We start from the raw sequence: 19,248 nt of genomic DNA, 5'->3' as shown, positions 1-19,248 counted from the left end.
CATTTACATTAAAAGCTAAAGTTTGCACCTAAGGTGACTGAGCGGCCGTCGCCCACGTAGGCGTGACCGCCGGGACGTGACGATGAAATGTAACGCTCGTCGGCCAAGTTGTCACCGTTTAGCTGGAACGAAATAGCGTCGTTTAGCTGGTAAGAGACCATCAATTGTAGCACTTGATAGCTGGGTACCGTAACGCCGTCGCGCACGGAATATTCACCCATGTGCTGTACTCCACCACCGATTTTTAGGCTGTCGGTTACGGTGTAGTTGGCCCAGATGCTTAAGGTGTTGTCGGGGGTTAAGACCAGCTCGTTGCCCTGTTCTTCGGGGTCGTTTGACTCGGTCACCTCAGAATCCATAATCGCCGCCGACGCTTGAATTTGCAGTGCGTCGGTGATGTTACCCGTCAAGCCAAACTCAATGCCGTCCACTTGCTGCTCGCCGTCCAGAACAATGCCCTCGCCATCGGCGTCGGTGGTTTGCGCGTTGGTGCGCACGGTGCGGAACACAGCGGCCGATGCTAACAAGTTGCCACCAAACAGATCCCACTTGGTGCCCAGCTCGTAGCTTAGGGCTTCTTCCGGGTCGAGATCGGCGGTGTCAGCGCTTAGGGTTAAGCCATTGCCCGCTGGGGTAAACGCAGAACCGACACCAAAGTAAATCGAGCCATTTTCGGCGGGTTTATAAACGGTCGAGGCGTTCCAGCTTAGCATGGTGTCGCTGCTATCTAGTGAGAATGGCGGAGTTTCGCCACTGCGGCCACTGCTGGTGTAGTTTTGGCTGTAGGTTAAGTCGAACTGCTCTAAACGCACCCCACCGGTTAATTCCCAGTGTTGGTTTAAAGTCAGAGTATCAAACGCGTAGATTGCGTAGGTTTCACTCTCAGAGGCGCGAATTTGGCTTTTGTCCTCGCTGATGCTACCAACCCAGGTGTCGTTGGGGTTGGGGCTGTACAAAGGCGTATCGACCGGGTAATCACCGCTTTCAACGTTAACCACGTACTGGTCTAGGTTTTCCTGAGTTAGCTCTACGCCGACGTTAAAATCGTGCTGAACGGAGCCGGTGTTAAATTGCGTGGTGATGTCGGTCAGGCTGGTGACGATATCGCGCGACTGTGATTTGCTTTTAATGTCGTCCCGACGAGCAAAGTTGTCTGGGTCGGTACGGCTAAAGCGCGGCGAGGTACGCACGTAAAACAAATCGTTTTCGGTGTACTTCAGCAAGCTGGTTAAGCGCGTGTTGTCACTAAAGTCGTGGCTGATTTTACCCGAGAAGGTCATTACGTCGACTTCTTCGGTATCGCGGCCTTCGGCAAAACCGTAAAAATTATCGGCGGTGCCATCGGGGATATACACTTCGCCGTTGTCGCGGGTAAACATCGGGATACCGAAGTCAGGGATATTGTCCTGATCTAAGTATTCACCGTACAAGTCTAAGCGGGTCGCCTCGCCCAGCTGCATTGCCAGCGATGGTGCGATACCTACAGAGGTATTTTCGACCACATCGCGACCGGGAGTGCCGCTGTCTTCCACCAATAGGTTTAATCGCCCTGCGACGGTGTCGCTGAGTTGCTGATTCAAGTCGATAGTAGCGCGCAGCTGATCATCGTTACCGGCTTTAACGGTACCGCGATAAGCCGTATCAAATTTTGCGGTTTTGGTGATTAAGTTAACCGAGCCACCCGTTGAGCCGCGGCCGTTGTAGGTAGATGAGGGGCCGAGGGTGACTTCTAGTTGCTCTAGGTTATACACATCGCGTTCGTACACGGCGGTATCGCGCACGCCGTCGGCGTAGATGTTTTCACTGCTGTCAAAGCCGCGAATGCTCAGGTTGTCGCCTGGGTTGGTACCACCCTCGCCGGCGGCAATGGTAATGCCCGGCACGTTGCGCAGCGCTTGCTGCAGCGAATCAACGCCTTGGTCGCCCATCACTTGTTCAGTCAACACATACTGGGTCGCGGCGGTATCCAGGATCGGTTGGGTGCGCTTGGGTGAGCTCATCGAATCGACTTTATAAGAGCGCTCATCGGTGCTCTCGATACGGGTTTTCTCCAATACGGCACCTTCCCCAGAGGTTTGTGCAAAGGCGGTACTGCTCATGGCAAAGCCTACGGCGCTGGCAAGTGCGCAGCGTTGGACGGCGCCGATGGTGATGGGGAGGTGACGGTAGTTCATGAAGCTGATTCCTTTAAAAAGAGCATTAAACGGTTTTTGGGTGAGGTATTAATTTAATACGACTCATTCTCATTAGAATACCGCAAAACCGATGTAAATAAAAACAATTTGCGTTATTATTAGTGAAATACTATGGAACTATTTGTTATCTAGCTAATTCGGATGTACCTGTACCCATGAATCTCCCTTTTTTACTGCGCCGCTCTTTGCTGTGTTCAAGCCTGCTCGTGATGTCTGGGCTCATTCAGGCCGAGCCGGCTACGACGGCTGCTGAACAATTAGTATCCCAGTGGGTTGGCCTGGAGCAGCAGCGCAATCAGATGCAAACCGATTGGGCGCTCACAGAGGCGGCGTTGCGCCAGCAAGTGTCATTATTAGAGGCCGAGCAAAAAGAGCTAAAGCAGGCGCTAGCGGCCAATAAAGGTGAGCGCAGCGAGGTCGACGAGGCCCGCGCACAATTGCTGCTTGAGCAAGAGCAGATGGAGACCGATCAGCAGGCGCTTGAGGGTCAGTTAGAGCGCGCCTATCAACAGGTACAAAGAGTGGCGCCGCAATTGCCGCCGCCGCTGGCCGCTAAGTGGCGCGAGTCATTAGCCAAGCTTGGCGCCGAGGCGCTCGATAGCAGCGAGCGCTTGCAGGCGCTGTTGGCACTGGTGGCCGATTTTGACCGATTTAATGCCCGGGTTGCCTTAAATACCACCGCGATGACGCTAACCGACGGCCGCGAAATCTTAGCCGATCAAGTCTATTTAGGTGTTGCACAAGGCTGGTACATCAGCGCCGATGATCAGTACTTTGGCCGCGGCACGGCCACCGCCAGCGGTTGGCAGTGGCAAGAACAGGCGGATATCGACCCGGCCGATGTGCGCGCGATTGTCGCCATGCTGAAAGGCGAGCGAGAGCCCGCGATGGTGCCCGCACCACTGGCGAGCGCTGTGGGAGGTGACCAATGAAGCTGGTGACTAAAACCCTGCGCGTGCTACTGCCGTTATTGTTGTGCTCGGCGGTCGTGTCCGCCGATGGCTTGCCGAGTAAAGTCGAGGCCTCACTGGTGGCCGATATTAAAAGTGCGCAACAAAACCTGGCGAGCACGCAAAAACAACTCACCGCCGAGCGCACCGCGCTGGGTAAAAAGCTGCATAACTTGAGTGACGACGTACGCCAACTGCGCCAAGAGACGGCCGTCGCCCGCCGCTTAGCCGATGAGCAAACCTTAAGTTTGGATCAGCTGCGCGAGCGCTTGGCCGAGTGGCGCAACCAGGGCCGTTATCAGCACAACTTGTTGGCTGGGCAACACCAGCAACTCGCCCGTGGCACCGAACGCGATTTACCGGTAAGGCAAAACTTTAGCGCCGGGCTCGACTGGTTGCAGCTGCGCTTGCAGGATATGGAGCAACAGTTGTACCCCGAGTGGCACACCGCATCGCTCGTGAGCCCCAGCGGCGAAGTCGTGAGCGCGGCGCAAATTAAAGTCGGCCCGGTGGAGTGGTATTTACAGGCCGATGCCGAACGCGGCGGTTTGCTGCAACGCAATGAGGATCAACCATTGCCCGTGGCGGCGCTGGAATTAAGCGGTGGTGCGCTAGAGCAGTTACAACAACTGCAAAGCACTGGCCGTGGCAATGTGAGCTTTGACCCCACCTTAAACCGCGCGCTGGCGTTGTCGCAAAACCAAGAGTCCGTATTGGCCCACTTAACCAAGGGCGGCGTGTGGGTACTGCCCATCCTAGGCTTTGCGTTGTTTGCCTTGGTAATTGGTTTGGGCAAAGCGCTGCAACTGTGGCGCGAGCCAAAACTCCTGCCGGCACTGGCCGAGCGCTGCGAGAAGCTGGTGCAAAGTGGCGAGGGCGATTCCGCGCTTAACAAGCTGGCGCAGCAAGCCCAGGGCGCACAGCGCGAGATGATCGAAATTACCCGCGCCAGCGGCACCTCCCAGCAGCGCGACGATCGCTTGTTTGCCTGCTTGCTTGAGCACAAACACCGCTTGGAGTATTGGTTGGGCGCCATTGCCATTACCGCCGCTGTCTCGCCCTTATTGGGGCTGCTGGGTACCGTATCGGGCATGATCAAAACCTTCAAAATGATGACGCTGTTTGGCGCCGGCGATCCGTCCGTGGTGAGCGGCGGTATCTCCGAGGCGCTGATCACCACCGAGTTAGGCCTGGTGGTGGCCATCCCCGCGTTGTTACTGCACGCCGTACTGCAGCGCTGGGTTAAGTCTTACTACAGCCAGCTGGAGACGGATGCCATCAAATTTAGCCAAATCGAGACCGAGCCAAAAGCTCAAGGAGCACAATCGTGAACCTACATTGGGATAACCTGATTATCTGGCTGATCATCGCGCTGGCGGTGGTGGTGTACGGCCTGATTTTGGATTTACTGTTACAGCCACAAAGCAGCGATTGGCACAAACAAGTGCAGCATTGGCTCGGGGCCATTAATCCCATGCTAGCCGCCTTGCCGTTGCTGGGTTTGCTGGGCACCATCGCCGGTTTATTGGTGACCTTTAAAGGCATGGCCAGTGGCCAGCTTGATCAGCAAGAGTTGCTGACCACCGGCATCGCCGATGCGCTTATGACCACCCAACTGGGCCTGCTGATGGTGGTGCCGGGTTGGATGCTGCTGGGTTGGTTGCGCCGCCGCGCCACTAGCTGGAGCCGTTTACAGGTAGCCCAAGCGTGAAGCCGAGTTTGCACCAACGCTTAGAAGAAACCCACCAAAGCGGTATCGATTTATCGCCGCTGTTGGATGTGGTGTTTATCCTGCTGATCTTCTTTATTGTCACCACCGTGTTCGTGCGCGAAACCGGCGTCGAGGTCGATAAGCCCCAGGCGGTATCGAGCGAGCAGTTGCAAAAGCAGGTCATGCTGATTGCCATTACCAGCGCTGGTGAAGTTATGTACGACGGCACCAATATTGGGGTGTCCGGTGTGCGCGCGGCACTCGCCCAGCAAAGCCGCAGCGAGCCGCCACCGGTGGTGGTGCAGGCCGATAAACAAGTGCCTACCGAGCTGTTGGTCGAGGTGATCGACGAGGCCAAACTCGGCGGTGCTACCAGCGTTAATATCGCGACCCAGAGCCGGTAATGAAAAGCACTCACCGACGGGCCATTGCCCTGAGCTTAGGCGTGTTGCTGGTGGCGATTTTGATCGGTGCCGAGCAGTGGCTGCAAAACCAACCGCTGTTGCAGCCCGATCAGGTCGAGGTGCGCAGTATCGAGTTGTCGGCCCCGCCGCCACCGCCGCCACCCCCGAAGCCGCAGACTCAGCAACAGAGCACGGCCACGGCGGTGGAGCTAAATATCGCCAGCGGCGGTGCCAGCGTCGAGCTGGGCGTGCCAGAGCTGGATGCGCAACTGGAGTTGGCCGAGCCCGAGGTGCCGCAACTGGCCAGTACCCCCGAATGGAGCACCCAGCTAACAGTTAATTGGGAGGCGTTTGGCTTGGCCGAGCTGGATCAGTTGCCGCAGGTGGTTAACAGCCCGCGCACAGTGTTCCCTAATAGCTTGGTGCGCCGGGGTATTACTCAGGCGACGGTGGAGCTGGATGTGATGATCGACGAGAACGGCCACGTTAGCTTGCGCGGAGTGCGCTCTAACCCCTACCCCGAATTGCAGCCGCTGATTGATAAAGTGGTGCAAAAAACCCGTTTTACCAGCCCGACCAAAAAAGGTCAGCCGGTTCGCGCCGTGTTTACCTGGCCCGTGGAGTTTGCCAAATGATGAAGTCTCGCCTCGCTTGTGTTGTAGCGTTTACCAGTGTGTTAGCGGTTGCCTTTGGCGCGCAGTCAGCCACCGGCAAAAACGCCGGGGTCGACCCGCGCATTGCCATCGAGATCACCGCGCCGCAATGGCAGCTGCCGGCGGGCACGGCCATTTTGGGCGAGCGCGAGGCTAGTTTAGCCGCTGCTGAACAACCGCTCGCGCAGCAACTGCGCCCGCTGTTGCAGGCCGAGCAGTACACGGAGGCGTTAGCACTGCTAACAGCGCAGCAAAGCGATGAGCCAAGCGCTGCGCTCTGGTTATTGCGCGGCCAAATAGAGCAACAACTGAAGGACAACCAAGCCGCTGCGCAGAGTTATCGCGCCGCGTTAACATTATTGCCCGACTTTGCCCGCGCCCACCGAGCGTTAGCACTGGCCGCCATTGCCGATGAGCAATACCGCGAGGCGCGCACCTCGCTGGCCCGCGCGGTCAGTTTGGGGATTACCGACTCCACCACATACGGCTATTTGGGCTACATCAATTTAAAAGCCGGCCAAAGCTTTGCCGCCGCCGAGGCGTACCAGCAAGCGTTGGTGCTCGATCCGGACAATCGCGATTGGCAGTCGGGTTTGCTTTACGCGCTGACTCAATCGGGTCAGTACGACAGCGCCGAGGCGTTGCTGGGCGATTTAATTAACCAGCGCAGCGATGACGCCGAGCTGTGGGTGCAGCGCGCCCAAGTGCAGTTGCGCCAGCATCATTCCGATCAGGCCTTAAGCAGCTTGGAGGTGGCCATTCGTTTGGGCGGTGTGAGCAGCGCCAACCGCCAAGCCGCGGCGCAGCTGCATATGCAAGCGGGCAACTTTCCCCGCGCGCTCGCACTGCTGGATAAAAACCTCGCCGCCGGCGACATCAATATGGGCTACTTAAGTCGCCTCGCCAGTTGGATGATGAGCGAAGAGCAATGGCGCGCCGCCGGCCAATTGTTGCAAAGCATCGACGCGCACAAAAGCAAACTCAGCAGTACCGATAACGCCCGCCGCTTGCATCTGCAGGCGCGCTTGGCGGAGCATCGCGGCGAGCAAACAAACGCCATGGCTGCCATGCAAAACGCCATCGAGCTCGACCCCAGCTTTGCCGATGCCATCGTCGATCTAGCGCGGTTAAAAACCAACGCTCAGGCCTACGCCGAGGCCGAGATGCTCTACTCCCGAGCGGCCGCGCTACCCGGTTATCGGCAGCAGGCGCTAATGGGCAAAGCCCAGGCGTTGATCAACCAAGAGCGCTACCGCGAGTCTTTGACGTTGCTGCGCGATTTATATCGCGAGCAACCCAGCGGTGAAATACAGCGCAATATCAACACCCTCGAGCGCATTGTTAATCAGCGCGGCGGCCGGGGCTAGCTCGCGTGTAACAGCTGGGATGGAAGGTGCATCTGATCACCATGAGGTTATACTCGTGGCTTGGATGACAAGGAGGCATGATGCCAGACACCTCAAAGGTCACTCGCACATCACCAGCGCCGCCCCGCTCACATGAAAGCTGGCGCGACTTTTACGCTCGCACCGAGGGGTTTCCCCATCGCGATCTTACCGAGCAAGCGGTTGCGTTAGCCGCCGGTCAGCTTGCCAAAGTCGCTGTGGATGCGGGTTGTGGCTCGGGCTTGGATATTCCCTATTTACGCTCGCAAGGCTATACCGTATAAAGCTATGACGCCGAGGCGGCAGCCATCGAATACTGCCGAGAGCGCTATGGCGATGACCCCGGTGTACATTTGCAGTGTGCGAGTTTTGTCGATTATCGCTATCCGCGGGCGAGCCTGGTGTTGGCCCATCGCAGCTTATTCTTTTGTCCGCCGTCACAGTTTGCCGCTGCCTGGGAGGCTATCACCGAGTGTTTACCCGCAGGTGGCGTGCTGAGTGTTGATATACTCGGTGTGAACGACTCCTGGGCGCGCGAGCCGGCATTGAACGTCAGCGCTTTTACCCAGCGTGAGGTTGAGCAACTGCTGGTGCCGTTTGACATTCAATCGTGGCAGACAACCGATGAACCGGGCACCACCTTACAGGGCCTCGCTAAGCACTGGCACTTTTTTACGGCGGTGGCCTGCAAGCGCTAAACGCCGATGCGAGGCTCGAATTATGCTCTGGCTAAGCGGCACTGGCAGAAGGCTTTTGTTGTTGTGCTGAGCAAGGCTTATAGCGAGCGCGGCTAGCCTTTGTTATAGTCGGTGAGACTATTATAAGTATCAAGAGTACACCCAATGAGTATAGTGAGTAACGCCCGTATCCTGCTAATCGCGCCATTCGCGGTGGCCCTTTCTATAACGTCCTTTAGCGCGGCCGCCGATGTGCAGCTGCCACGGATTTTGTCCGATGGTGCTATCTTACAGCGCGATCAACCCGTGGTGTTTTGGGGCACGGCAGACCCAGGCGAGGCTGTGGCCTTGAGTGTGGATGGCAAGCAAGTGGCCAGCGGCCAGGCGGACGCTGACGGCCAGTGGCGTATCAGCTCCAGCAATACCTTCGGTGCTGGTGGGCCCCATACCGTGACACTAGCGGGTGATAATCGTATTGAACTAGCAGACGTTTACTTTGGCGATGTTTGGCTGGCTTCCGGGCAATCCAACATGGAGCTGCCCATGGCGCGGGTGGCCGAGAAGTACGCCGATGAGATAGCTAAGTCGGCCAATACCCGTATCCGCCAGTTTAAGGTGCCTAAAGTGGTCGATTACCAAGCCCCGCAAACTGACGTGCCCGAGGGTAGTTGGGTGGCTGCCGCGCCCGATACCCTGCCGGATTTTTCGGCAGTGGGTTACTTTTTTGCCAAGGCCATCGAGCAAGCCGAAGACGTGCCGGTGGGTATTGTCACCGCCGCTTATGGCGGCTCTACGGCGCAGTCGTGGATGAGCCCCGAGGCGTTAAAAGCGTTTCCGCATTACTTAGCGCAGGCCGAGCAAAATGCAAAACCCGGCTATGTGGACGCGCAAAAAGCCGCCGACCGCAAAGCGAGCGATCAGTGGTACAGCTACATTAATAAACACGACCAAGGCTTAGCGGATAATTGGCGTATGGCCGATGTCGACAGCCAGTGGCAAGCGATTAAATTGCCGGGCTTTTGGTCCGAGCGCGGTTTGGGTGAGATCAACGGTGTGGTCTGGTTGAAAAAAACCGTGATGGTGCCCGAGTCTGCCGCCGGCCAAGCGGCCACGTTGCGCCTGGGACGAATCGTCGATGCCGATACCGCCTATGTGAATGGTCAGCAAGTGGGCAATATCACCTATCAGTATCCGCCGCGTATTTATCCGGTGCCCACAGGGGTGTTAAAGGCCGGCGCTAACGAGATTACCGTGCGCTTGATTACCAATAATAACGACGGTGGTTTTGTGCCTGATAAACCCTACGCGTTAGAGCTGGCGAGTAAGTCTATCGACTTAGCCGGCGAATGGCGGTATCGGGTTGGCGTTAACCACACGCCCACACCGCCCACCACTTTTTGGGATTTTTTACAGCCGGTGGGCATGTACAACGCGATGCTGTCGCCCTTGTTTAATGTGCCTTTTAAAGGTGTGATTTGGTATCAGGGTGAGTCTAACGTCGGCGCGGCGGCCGAGTACGCCCAGTTGCTGCCGGCTTTAGTGCGCGATTGGCGCGCGCACTTTAAGCAGCCACGGCTGCCGTTTATTGTGGCGCAGTTACCGGGCTTTGGTGCGCTTACCGACGATGCCAATCAGCCCAGCGATTGGGCGGTCATGCGTGATTCGCAAGCTCATGTACTCAGCGAGCCCAATACCGCGTTGACTGTAAACCTGGGGCTCGGTGAGTGGAACGACATTCACCCGCTTAACAAAAAAGGCGTTGCCAATCGTTTGGCTCTGGCCGCGCGCAAGCTTGTTTACGCTGAAGCGAAACTCGCCGCTGATAGCCCCGCCGCTTATCGCATGAGTATTGAGGAGGATAAAATTCTGATCAGCGTTGCCCACGCCAGCCGTGGCTTGGTCAGTAAAGGCAAGCCCAGCGGTTTTGCCATTGCCGGCGGCGATGGGGAGTTTGTTTGGGCCAAAGCGGAATTACAGGGTGATCACATTTTGGTCTGGAGCGATAAAGTAAAAGCCCCGACGCGAGTGCGTTACGGCTGGGCCGACTTTCCGGATAAAGCCAATGTAAAAAATCGCAGCGGCTTGCCGCTGATGCCGTTTTCGCTGAGTTTACCGGTGGAAGAAAAAGCCGCCGATTAACAGCCCGACGTTTGCACATCGACCACCGGTGCCAGCTTGGGGCCGGTGGGTTGGCGGTAGCGTAAATAGCATTGCGCGTCACCGGCATCCTCTTGAATCACACCGTGCCAATACACCCAGGCCCCACTGTATATGCTGGGGCGTTTTTGCCAGCCACTGGCGTTCATCATTTTATCAATACCCGCTGCTGTGCCCGAGGGGTAACCGTACACAGTGGCAACACTGGTGCCGTCAATATCCACACTGCTGCTGGCAAGATCGGCCACACCCTCTACTTCGGATTTTGCATAAATCATGGTTGCCGCGCTTTTCATTGCGCCGGTCATAGACTCCATGGTCGCCTGTAGCGAGGCCTTTTTTAAATCGATAAACCGCGGCACGGCAACAGCCGCGAGAACGCCCAATAAAAGGATGACGGCGATTAACTCAATAAGGGTAAAGCCTTTAGGGTGGTGCATTGTCATGGCTAGGTTGATTTTTAGGTGGACGCCGATGGCGCATTTATTAGCTGATCATAGCAAGTTTGTTGAGACGCTGCCTAGCGCAGGAGGTGCGTGCTGAGTGCAAAATTAGCTGCTATTAAGCGATGAGACGTCGAGGCTATGCCAGCCTCAGGCGTTGCGCCCGAGGCTGGTGTATGGTTTTACAGCTGGGTCAGGCTGAACCAGTTAATGTTCCAACCGCCGACCGGAGCGTAGATACCAAAACTAAAAGGCCCGGCGGGCAGTGGTACATCTAAGCTGACGGTTTGCCAGTTCTGCCAGCCACCGGTTGCGGGTATATCCACTAATCCTAGCTGGGTCTGACCGCCGTTTAAATCCAGCGACAGTTGTGCGCCGCTGGGGCTAGCCACCCGCAACTCGACACGGTAGTTGCCGGCAACCGGTACGCTCATCGCCGAGTAGGCCATCCAGTCGCCGCTATCAATCCAGCCAACATTCTGGCCGCCACCGGTGTCACTGGTGGCTTCAAGTTGTACGCCATTCATGTTGGTGAACCCCTCCGCCTCAACTTTTTGGCTAAAGCCCGTGGGGTTTTCTCCGCCACAAGCGGCGGCGGTGGTTGGATTCCAAAAGTAGGTGCTGACTGTGGGGATGTAGCCCGGATTGGCGTACTCGGCGACGTAATAGCCACCCTGATACAACACCACGTCGCCGACGTCATAGGGGGTACCTTCAACCCAGGCCGGGCAGTCGCCGGTGTTGCCCGGGCCGCCGCCCGCGTCCATCTTGTTGTTAATGGCACTGAGTAAGCTGTTGCTGCCGCTGGCATCTTGCGACAGCTCCCAAATCATCACACCCGAGCCCTCTTGCAGAGCCAGCTGGGTTTTGGCGCGAATAGTGGGCAGGCCATTGTAGGTAATGTAGCTGCAACCACTGCATAAGTTGCCAATCACGTCTTGTTGCGCGGCGCCGGCGCCAAACTGCGCCACTATGTCTGATATTGAATAGCTGGGGGCATAACCGCCAAAGCCATAACCGTAAAAAGGTACGCCGAGTACTAATTTGTCTTTACTTAACCCGCGCGCCTTCCAAGTGGCAATGTCCGATTGCGCTTGGGCGTAACTTGAGTGCTCGTTACCCGACACTCCCCAGCTGGGGCCTACCGCATCGTAGGACATGATGTTGACGAAATCGAAGTAAGGCAGTGACGAGGTGGGCACCATACCGCCGTTGTAAGAGGCGGTGGCTGAGGTAAGCAACTTACCGCTGGGCAAACCGTTGCGCAGCGCCTGGATAAACGGCGTGTAGTTGCCAGCGTTGTCGATGGCGGTTAACACCACGCCTTCGATATCCACATCCAAGCCGTCTAAATTGTAACTGCTGACAAAGTTGAGCAGGTTATTCACGGTATTGGCGCGGTTAGCCGGACTCAGCAGAGTTTGCCAATCGCCGGAGCAGCTGGGAATCACGCCGCCGGCCACCGATACCAGTACTTTAACACCGGCTTGGTGAGCTTTATTGATGACATAACTTAGCTCGGAGCCGGTGACATTGGCGCCAAAGGTACCTGGCATACACACCGGGTCGCCGCCAGCGGTAACCACGCCGTTGGCATTGGGGTTTAAAAACGACAGGTTAATGTGGGTTAGTTGGCTGAGATCCACCGAATCCACCACCGCCGTCATATTTTTGTATGACGGAATATAGCCGACAACTTTATCGGCCGCCTGAGCGTTGAGCCCTATTAGCGCCGCAGACAGCGCTGTCATTTTTGCGAGTAATTTTACGTTACTAAGTGCATTCATGAGCAATCATCCTGTTTGATTGAGGGGCATTATTGTTGTGTTGCGAGGCAACGTTGTCGCCGCTGGCTAATGGTTTAGCTCTTTAATGGCGTGCTGACCGCTTACCTGTAAATCACCTAATCGCTCGCCGTGTACTGTAGCGTTTTTGGGCGTTAACTAATGCAACTTAGTCGGCGTTCTGTCGATTGCCATGGTGGCCAATAAGCACTTTAGAAAATGTTGATAGATGCGCTATGCCTAGCACAAATGAGGTGAGGTATTGCCGAGTGGGTTTATCCACTTAACGCTGGGCTGCCCGCTTGCGCTTTAAATATAAAATACAAGCAGAGGGCACGTGGGTAACGCAGAACGCTGTAATACACACGATGAACTGGAGTGCGCCGCTAGGTTGATAGGTGCTATTGCTCACCCAGGCAAACCCAATACCAATAGCGATTAGGCTAGTACGTACCACCCAACGTTGAGCGCTATTGCTGATATGTTTTGCGAGTTGCGCCTGGGTGTAAACGGCGGCGGCGATGGTGAGTAGCATCACCACACTGGCGAGATAAAGTTCCATGGGCACCTCTTAGCGCGATTAGTATGGCGCTTGTGTGCGAAGAGTGTAGCGGTTTTTTTAATGCCACCCAGTTTTTCAACGTGAATTATTTCACGCTTTACACGATAACCCCCAATGTTTTTAGGTTTGCGCTAAAGCGGCTGTATCCATCGCGTTTACTGGCCGGTGCGATAGTCGGCGCCGGTGAGAGTAGCGGTGTGTTTCTCTGTTTTAGGGCTAGGTGTAAGTGCACTCTAGCCCGTTGTAAAGGCAATCTAACCTGGGCGCTTAAACCACAAAATGTGTTATTTGCCCCGATAGTTTTTGCGCCGTGGTATCCAGCTCGTTGGCCGTCTGGGTCGAATGCTGCGCCGCTTGATGGGCTTGCTGTACCAGCTCGACCACCTTAACCACATTTTGATTGATCTCTTCTGCGGCGTAGCTTTGTTCTTCGGCAGCGGTGGCAATTTGAGTGTTCATCCCGACAATGGCGTTAATCGCATCTGAGATGTCGCGAATGGCTCGTCCGGTCTCGTCCACCAGTGATACGGTACGCTCAGTTTGCTGTTGCCCGGTCTCCATCGCGTGACTCGCTCGGCTGGCGCCGGCTTGCACGGCTTCGATAATGTTTTGGATCTCGGCGGTAGATTGCTGAGTGCGCTGCGCCAGTGCCCGGACCTCATCGGCGACCACGGCAAAGCCTCGGCCTTGATCTCCCGCTCGCGCCGCTTCAATGGCCGCGTTAAGGGCAAGCAAGTTCGTTTGCTCCGCAATGTCTTTGATAACGCCAAGAACACGGCCGATACTGTCTGTCTCGGTCTCCAGTTGTGCCATTGCCTGGCCCACTTCCCCCACTTGAGTTGAGAGCTGGCTAATGGCCAATACGGTTTGCTCCATGACGCCCTGCCCTGTGCGAGCGCTTTTATCGGCGGCGCCAGCCGCTTCAGCCGCACCGGAGGCGTTATTGGCCACTTCTTGTACGGTCGACGACATTTCGTTAACGGCCGCCGCCACCTGATCGGTCGAGCTTTCGGTTGCGCCAATATGGCGGGCAATATCGGAGGCGGTTTGATTGATATTGGCCGAGGCATCGCCGAGCTGCACGGCGGTGGCTTTTACCGAGCCTACCACCGAGCGCATCTCTTGCTGCATATTGCGCAGGTTGTCTCCCAACTGGCCCAGCTCGTCTTGGCGTTGCAAATGAAACGGCTGTGAGAAGTCGCCACTCGCCATATGTTTAATGTGGCCCATAATCGACTGCAGAGGGCGAATAAGTGACGAGCGCAGCAGTAGCCACAACACGCCAAGCGCAATCAAGGCGACCGCAAAGGTAACCACCTGCGCCCAAAAAGATACTTGCTGACTGGTGTGCCGCACTGCGGCGGCGGCCACTTTAACGTCTTTGGCGATAAGGTCGGCGGCCTCTTGCAGCAAACGGCTCGGCTCACGATCGATGCCGGCCACAGCTTGGTCGCCTACCGCCGGGTTGTAACCGCTAGTGGCAAAGCGCTCAAAGCCTTGTTGATAATTATTGAATGCCTTGGCATGGACCAAAAGAAACTGGTTTAACAGCTCGCGCGAATTGGCATCTGGCAGTTCTTGGGTTAGAGCTTTGCCAGTATTTTGAATATCGCTTTGGGCGTCAACAAAGCGGCTCCAGTATTTGTCGCGTTGGACGGGATCGGTGCCGCGCAATAGCACATTTTTCCACTCCTGAACCTGCACCTTAAAGGCGAAATTCATCGTGGAGATACTGCGCTCATAGGCAATATTGCGCTCAATTAACTGATTGTAGTTTGTGAGCTGGGTGTTGAGCATCGCAATCGCCACTTCGGCAGCCAGCAACAGTCCGGCAATGCCCAACGCAACCACAGCAACGAGGCGGGTTTGCATACTGCGGGTTAACCATTTCATAAAGTGTCTCACTTGATTGAGTTGTCCGGTCGTTTGGTAGGCCGTTAACGTTTTTCGTACCAACAGAAATGTCAGCTAAGCTCGCCATTTGGCGCAAAATACGCAGACGATTTTAGGTTATCGGCCTTGGCCTTAAATTCTGTAATGCATCTTAGTTGATAGGCTTGGGGTTAGAGTGTCGGTTAGCTGCTAAACTCAGCAAAAGCATTGCTTCACTGAGGTGGGTTATGGCACGGATGAAATGGATAGCGAGTGTTGTGGGCGTATGGCTTGTCTTGTTGGCGAGCGCTGCTAACGCCATTGAGTGGCCGCAGCAGATAACGGCCGATGAGGGGTTGATTGTCGTTTATCAACCGCAACCCGAAAAAATAACCGGTAATCAGTTGCGCGGACGGGCCGCTATGTCGCTTGAATTAAAGGGGCAAAAAGACCCGGTGTTTGGCGCTTTTTGGTTTGATGCCAGAATTGATACCAACCGCGATTCGGGCAAGGTATTGGTGCGCGATATTACCGTGACCCGCGTCGGCTGGCCCGACTCGGAGGCCGCCGATGAGGCGCGCTTTACCCAAGTGGTGGAGGCGGCCATCCCCACGGTGGGCTTTACCATTAGCCTAGAGAGTTTATCCGCCAGTTTAGAAAACGCCGAGCTAGAACAGCAGAGTTTAGCCGAGTTGAAAAACGAAGCGCCCGAGATTAGGTTTGCCGATGAGCTGGCGGTACTGCTGTTGTATGACGGCAAACCGAATTTTTCGGCGGTAGAGGACAGCCCCTACGAGCGCGCGTTAAACACCCCGTTTTTGGTGGTTCACAACAAGTCGCAAAATCGCTTTTATCTCAGCAGTGGTAACTTTTGGTACAGCGCGAAATCGGCGCTTGGTCCTTGGCAAACCACGAACAGTCCACCGCCTGATTTAGTGGCCATGTTACCCGAGCCCGAAACTGACACCCCCGCCGATGCCAATCCCCCCGCAGTGGTGGTCGCCACTGAACCGACCGAGCTGATTGCCACCCAGGGCAAGCCTAACTGGAAGAGTCTGGCTGGGGGAAAATTATTGTACGTCGAAAATACCGAAACCCCTTGGTTGCGCGATATCGAAGGCGGCCAAATGTATCTGTTGTTGTCTGGTCGCTGGTATCGCGCCAAAGATCAAGACGGCCCCTGGCAGTTTGTTCGCGCCGACCGGTTGCCGAGCAGCTTTAGTGATATTCCGCCGGCCTCGGATATTGGTGGCTTACGGGTCTCGGTAGCCGGTACAGAAGAAGCTGACGATGCTTTACTGGATGCGCAAATACCGCAGACGACCGCGGTAAAGCGCAGCGAGGCCACGCTTGAGGTAAGCTATGACGGAACGCCCACCTTTGAAGATATTAAAGGAACTGAGGTCGCCTACGCTGTTAATACAGGTGCCCAAGTGTTGAAGATCGATAACAAATACTACGCGGTCGATAATGCTGTGTGGTTTGTGGCGGCAAAGCCTACCGGCCCCTGGCAAGTTGCCGATACGATTCCCGAAGACGAGATCAATAAAATTCCCCCCAGCTCGCCGGTGTATAACACCACCTATGTCGAGGTGTACGAGTCGACCCCCGAGGTCGTCTACGTCGGTTATCGTCCGGGTTATATGTGGTCGTTTCCTTACTATGGTGTACCCGTGTATGGCACCGGCTGGTATTACCCGCCTTACTGGGGCAGCTATTATTATCCACGCCCGCCCACGTGGGGTTTGCATGTGGGCTATAACCCTTGGACGGGATGGAATGTGGGTGTGAGCTGGAGCAATGGCTTTTTTAGTTTTGGCGCCAGTTGGGGTGGCGGTTGGCATGGCCCGTACCGGCCTTGGGGTTGTTGCGGCGGATGGTACGGTGGGGGCTACCATCGTCCACCGGTGGTGATTAATACCGGTAATATTAATATTGGTAACAACGTTAATATTGGCAATCGTGCTCACATTAAAAACAACTTAAACAAAAATAATATTGCCGCCGGCAACGTAAACCGCAATTTATATAAGCGGTCCGAGAACCGTGCGCGCAATGCCAGCGCCGAAACCGTTAAGCGCAATTTAAAAACGGCGCAAATGACTAAAGGGCGCGACAATAATGTATTTGCCGATAGAAATGGCAATGTCGCCCGCAAGATGGGTGACCAGTGGCAAGTGCGGGATAAAGGCGATTGGCAAACGGATCGGAATACTAACGAGATTCGTGAATCACTGCCGAAAAAACGACCCGAAACTTTGCCTAATCGCGACACTATACAGCGGCCGGAGTCGATCAATCGTCCACAGGCGGGCAATTACAATCGCCCCAGCACCAGGCCGACGATTGATCGCAGCAACTTAAATCGTGATTTTCAAGCGCGCCAGCGCGGTATGAATCGCGCCGCCAGTCGTCCGATGCCAGCGCGCGGCGGGTTTCGGCGCTAACCGTTAAAGCAGGCAATAAAAAACGGCGCTGACGGCGCCGTTTTTTATTGGAGTGAGAGGCTTTGCTAGTCTTCTAACTCCTCGAGCTCGGCTTGTGCCTCTAGCCACTGCTCTTCGCAATCATCGACTTGCCGCTGCATGTCGATTTGCTTTTGTAACAGTTTTTGTAACCGGTCTTTATGTTCGTCTTCGTATAGCGTGGTGTCGGCCAGCTCGGCTTCCAGCGCCGTGTTTTTCGTTTGCAGCTTTTCCAATTCGGACTCAAGTTTCTTAATGCGGTTTGCCAGCGGTTTGCGCGCCTCGCGTTTGGCGGCGGCCTCTTGGCGTTGTGCTTTTTTATCGGCGGCAGGTTTTGCCGCGAAGTTTGCGCTCGGCGCGCTGTCGGTTTTGTTGCTGCGGGTTTTACGCTCCAGCAGCCAGCGGTAGTAATCATCAAGCTCGCCGTCAAACTCTTCGACAGTGCCGTCGGCAATTAATAGCCACTCGTCTACGGTGTTGCGCAGCAGGTGGCGATCGTGCGATACCACAATCACGGCGCCGGCAAAATCTTGCAGCGCCATGGTCAGCGCTTGGCGCATCTCTAAATCCAAATGGTTAGTCGGCTCATCCAGCAATAAAACGTTGGGTTTTTGCCAGGCAATAAGCGCTAACGCTAAGCGGGCTTTTTCGCCCCCCGAGAAATGATTGATCGGCTCGAAGGCGCGATCGCCAATAAAATCAAAGCTACCCAAAAAGTTACGAATTTCTTGCTCGCGGGCTTTAGGGCTAATACGCTGAATATGCAGCGCCGGTGAGGCGTTCATATCCAGCGCCTCAAGCTGGTGCTGGGCAAAATAACCTAACTTAAAATGCTCGCCAGTGACGCGCTCGCCGGTTAACGGCTCGAGTGTGCCAGCTAGGGTTTTAATCAGGCTCGACTTACCCGCGCCGTTGGGGCCGAGCAAACCGATGCGCGTGGCGGGCGCGATGTTAATATCTACGCCGCCTAAAATTTGTCGCTCGGGATAACCAATGGTCATCTCGCGCAACACGATTAACGGATCGGAGACTTTCTCGGAGGCGGTAAAGGTAAAGCTAAAAGGCGAATCCACATGGGCCGGGGCGATGGTTTCCATGCGCTCTAACTGCTTAATACGGCTTTGCGCTTGTTTGGCTTTGGTGGCTTTGGCGCGAAAGCGGCGAATATAGTCTTCGATGTGGGCGATGCGCTCTTGCTGTTTGGTGAACTCTGCCTGTTGCTGGGACAAACGCTCGGCGCGCTGACGCTCGTAGGCCGAGTAGTTGCCGCTATAGCCCACCAGTTTGCTCGATTCGATACTGACGATGCGCTCGACCACGTTGTCTAAAAAGTCGCGGTCGTGGGAGATAATCAACAAGGTGCCAGCGTAGCGCTGCAACCACTGCTCAAGCCACAAAGTCGCGTCCAAATCCAAGTGGTTGGTGGGCTCATCCAGCAACAGCAAATCGGATGGGCACATCAGGGCGCGGGCCAAGTTTAAGCGAATTCGCCAACCGCCCGAGAAAGCACTGACCGGGCGCTCCAACTCATTGCCGGTAAACCCCAAGCCGCTTAGCAGCTGCGCGGCCCGTGCCGGTGCCGTGTAGGCGTCGATTTGCTCCATTGCGCCAAACAGGTGTGCCAGCTTTTCGCCGTCATCGCCGGCATGCTCGATCTCGACTTCTAGCTCGCGCAGTGCCTCGTCGCCGTCAAGCACATACTCCAGCGCGGTGCGTTCGGTATCGGAGACCTCTTGCGCCATATGGGCCAGGCGCCAGTCGCTGGGCAGTGATACGCTGCCGGTGTCGGCGCTCAGCTGCCCTAAGAGCAATTTAAACAGCGACGACTTGCCGCAGCCATTGGCGCCAATAAGGCCAATTTTTTGTCCCGGAAAGATCGCCAGGTCGGTTTCCGTGAGCAGAAACTTAGGGCCGCGTTGTAAACTGATTTGCTGTAGTGTGATCATGCCGCGCATTCTATCTAAGCTCGGTGTGAAAGCCTATCACCACA

General features: G+C 55.7%; 16 protein-coding genes. 10 read left to right on the top strand and 6 right to left on the bottom strand.

The genetic code is table 11. The features are described from left to right. Positions 1-8: 8 nt before the first annotated feature. The gene (locus AACY82_RS11100; RefSeq protein WP_339616881.1) at positions 9-2,174 is read right to left on the bottom strand and encodes a TonB-dependent siderophore receptor; all 2,166 of its coding nucleotides are present in this window, start codon (positions 2,172-2,174) and stop codon (positions 9-11) included. A gap of 176 nt (positions 2,175-2,350) precedes the next feature. Here AACY82_RS11100 and AACY82_RS11095 point away from each other — a divergent pair, with 176 nt between their 5' ends. From AACY82_RS11095 to AACY82_RS11055, 9 genes are all read left to right on the top strand, one after another. After that, positions 2,351-3,127, top strand: a complete 777-nt coding sequence (locus AACY82_RS11095) for a DUF3450 family protein (protein WP_339616880.1) — start codon at positions 2,351-2,353, stop codon at positions 3,125-3,127. Beyond that, positions 3,124-4,476: a MotA/TolQ/ExbB proton channel family protein gene (locus AACY82_RS11090; protein ID WP_339616879.1), complete on the top strand. Its 1,353-nt coding sequence runs from the start codon at positions 3,124-3,126 to the stop codon at positions 4,474-4,476. The genes AACY82_RS11095 and AACY82_RS11090 overlap by 4 nt, the downstream gene beginning before the upstream one ends. Then, the gene (locus AACY82_RS11085) at positions 4,473-4,856 is read left to right on the top strand and encodes a MotA/TolQ/ExbB proton channel family protein (protein ID WP_339616878.1); all 384 of its coding nucleotides are present in this window, start codon (positions 4,473-4,475) and stop codon (positions 4,854-4,856) included. The genes AACY82_RS11090 and AACY82_RS11085 overlap by 4 nt, the downstream gene beginning before the upstream one ends. Next, positions 4,853-5,260: a biopolymer transporter ExbD gene (locus tag AACY82_RS11080; RefSeq protein WP_339616877.1), complete on the top strand. Its 408-nt coding sequence runs from the start codon at positions 4,853-4,855 to the stop codon at positions 5,258-5,260. The genes AACY82_RS11085 and AACY82_RS11080 overlap by 4 nt, the downstream gene beginning before the upstream one ends. Continuing rightward, positions 5,260-5,895: an energy transducer TonB gene (locus tag AACY82_RS11075; protein WP_339616876.1), complete on the top strand. Its 636-nt coding sequence runs from the start codon at positions 5,260-5,262 to the stop codon at positions 5,893-5,895. The genes AACY82_RS11080 and AACY82_RS11075 overlap by 1 nt, the downstream gene beginning before the upstream one ends. Further along, positions 5,892-7,280: a tetratricopeptide repeat protein gene (locus AACY82_RS11070; RefSeq protein ID WP_339616875.1), complete on the top strand. Its 1,389-nt coding sequence runs from the start codon at positions 5,892-5,894 to the stop codon at positions 7,278-7,280. Before AACY82_RS11075 ends, AACY82_RS11070 begins: the two co-directional genes overlap by 4 nt. Before the next feature lie 80 nt (positions 7,281-7,360). Next, positions 7,361-7,582: a hypothetical protein gene (locus tag AACY82_RS11065; protein ID WP_339616874.1), complete on the top strand. Its 222-nt coding sequence runs from the start codon at positions 7,361-7,363 to the stop codon at positions 7,580-7,582. A 69-nt stretch (positions 7,583-7,651) separates the two neighbouring features. Beyond that, a complete protein-coding gene (locus AACY82_RS11060) occupies positions 7,652-7,996 on the top strand; it encodes a hypothetical protein (protein ID WP_339616873.1) in 345 nt (114 codons plus the stop codon). 144 nt (positions 7,997-8,140) lie between these two features. Continuing rightward, a complete protein-coding gene (locus AACY82_RS11055) occupies positions 8,141-10,114 on the top strand; it encodes a sialate O-acetylesterase (protein WP_339616872.1) in 1,974 nt (657 codons plus the stop codon). Here the strand turns inward: AACY82_RS11055 and AACY82_RS11050 are convergent. The 4 genes from AACY82_RS11050 to AACY82_RS11035 all read right to left on the bottom strand — a co-directional run bounded on the left by AACY82_RS11050 (position 10,111) and on the right by AACY82_RS11035 (position 14,814). Continuing rightward, positions 10,111-10,572: a type II secretion system protein gene (locus tag AACY82_RS11050; RefSeq protein WP_339616871.1), complete on the bottom strand. Its 462-nt coding sequence runs from the start codon at positions 10,570-10,572 to the stop codon at positions 10,111-10,113. The two genes, AACY82_RS11055 and AACY82_RS11050, sit on opposite strands and share 4 nt — an antisense overlap. A 185-nt stretch (positions 10,573-10,757) precedes the next feature. Then, on the bottom strand, positions 10,758-12,362 hold the full coding sequence (locus AACY82_RS11045; protein WP_339616870.1) for a glycosyl hydrolase family 18 protein: 1,605 nt from the start codon (positions 12,360-12,362) through the stop codon (positions 10,758-10,760). A gap of 280 nt (positions 12,363-12,642) precedes the next feature. Then, positions 12,643-12,921, bottom strand: a complete 279-nt coding sequence (locus tag AACY82_RS11040) for a hypothetical protein (protein ID WP_339616869.1) — start codon at positions 12,919-12,921, stop codon at positions 12,643-12,645. A 267-nt stretch (positions 12,922-13,188) separates the two neighbouring features. Then, positions 13,189-14,814, bottom strand: a complete 1,626-nt coding sequence (locus tag AACY82_RS11035) for a methyl-accepting chemotaxis protein (protein WP_339616868.1) — start codon at positions 14,812-14,814, stop codon at positions 13,189-13,191. Positions 14,815-15,041: 227 nt separating this feature from the next. Between AACY82_RS11035 and AACY82_RS11030 the strand changes: the two genes are divergently transcribed. Next, positions 15,042-17,240, top strand: coding sequence for a carbohydrate-binding family V/XII (locus AACY82_RS11030; protein ID WP_339616867.1), 2,199 nt, complete (start codon positions 15,042-15,044; stop codon positions 17,238-17,240). A 65-nt stretch (positions 17,241-17,305) separates the two neighbouring features. Here AACY82_RS11030 and AACY82_RS11025 read toward each other — a convergent pair whose 3' ends face one another. Next, complete coding sequence (locus tag AACY82_RS11025) at positions 17,306-19,204, bottom strand: ATP-binding cassette domain-containing protein (protein WP_339616866.1); 1,899 nt, start codon at positions 19,202-19,204, stop codon at positions 17,306-17,308. Between the last annotated feature and the right edge of the window lie 44 nt (positions 19,205-19,248).

Source organism: uncultured Gilvimarinus sp. (assembly GCF_963972205.1).
GTDB lineage: Bacteria > Pseudomonadota > Gammaproteobacteria > Pseudomonadales > Cellvibrionaceae > Gilvimarinus > Gilvimarinus japonicus.
Note: the sequence above shows the minus strand (reverse complement) of the source record. Positions and strands in the feature narration are given on the sequence as shown.

Bases quoted from the DNA above. Each gene is read 5' to 3' on its own strand.
- AACY82_RS11100 (WP_339616881.1), bottom strand. From the start codon at position 2,174: ATGAACTACCGTCACCTCCCCATCACCATCGGCGCCGTCCAACGCTGC.
- AACY82_RS11095 (WP_339616880.1), top strand. From the start codon at position 2,351: ATGAATCTCCCTTTTTTACTGCGCCGCTCTTTGCTGTGTTCAAGCCTG.
- AACY82_RS11090 (WP_339616879.1), top strand. From the start codon at position 3,124: ATGAAGCTGGTGACTAAAACCCTGCGCGTGCTACTGCCGTTATTGTTG.
- AACY82_RS11075 (WP_339616876.1), top strand. From the start codon at position 5,260: ATGAAAAGCACTCACCGACGGGCCATTGCCCTGAGCTTAGGCGTGTTG.
- AACY82_RS11070 (WP_339616875.1), top strand. From the start codon at position 5,892: ATGATGAAGTCTCGCCTCGCTTGTGTTGTAGCGTTTACCAGTGTGTTA.
- AACY82_RS11065 (WP_339616874.1), top strand. From the start codon at position 7,361: ATGCCAGACACCTCAAAGGTCACTCGCACATCACCAGCGCCGCCCCGC.
- AACY82_RS11055 (WP_339616872.1), top strand. From the start codon at position 8,141: ATGAGTATAGTGAGTAACGCCCGTATCCTGCTAATCGCGCCATTCGCG.
- AACY82_RS11050 (WP_339616871.1), bottom strand. From the start codon at position 10,572: ATGCACCACCCTAAAGGCTTTACCCTTATTGAGTTAATCGCCGTCATC.
- AACY82_RS11045 (WP_339616870.1), bottom strand. From the start codon at position 12,362: ATGAATGCACTTAGTAACGTAAAATTACTCGCAAAAATGACAGCGCTG.
- AACY82_RS11040 (WP_339616869.1), bottom strand. From the start codon at position 12,921: ATGGAACTTTATCTCGCCAGTGTGGTGATGCTACTCACCATCGCCGCC.
- AACY82_RS11035 (WP_339616868.1), bottom strand. From the start codon at position 14,814: ATGAAATGGTTAACCCGCAGTATGCAAACCCGCCTCGTTGCTGTGGTT.
- AACY82_RS11030 (WP_339616867.1), top strand. From the start codon at position 15,042: ATGGCACGGATGAAATGGATAGCGAGTGTTGTGGGCGTATGGCTTGTC.
- AACY82_RS11025 (WP_339616866.1), bottom strand. From the start codon at position 19,204: ATGATCACACTACAGCAAATCAGTTTACAACGCGGCCCTAAGTTTCTG.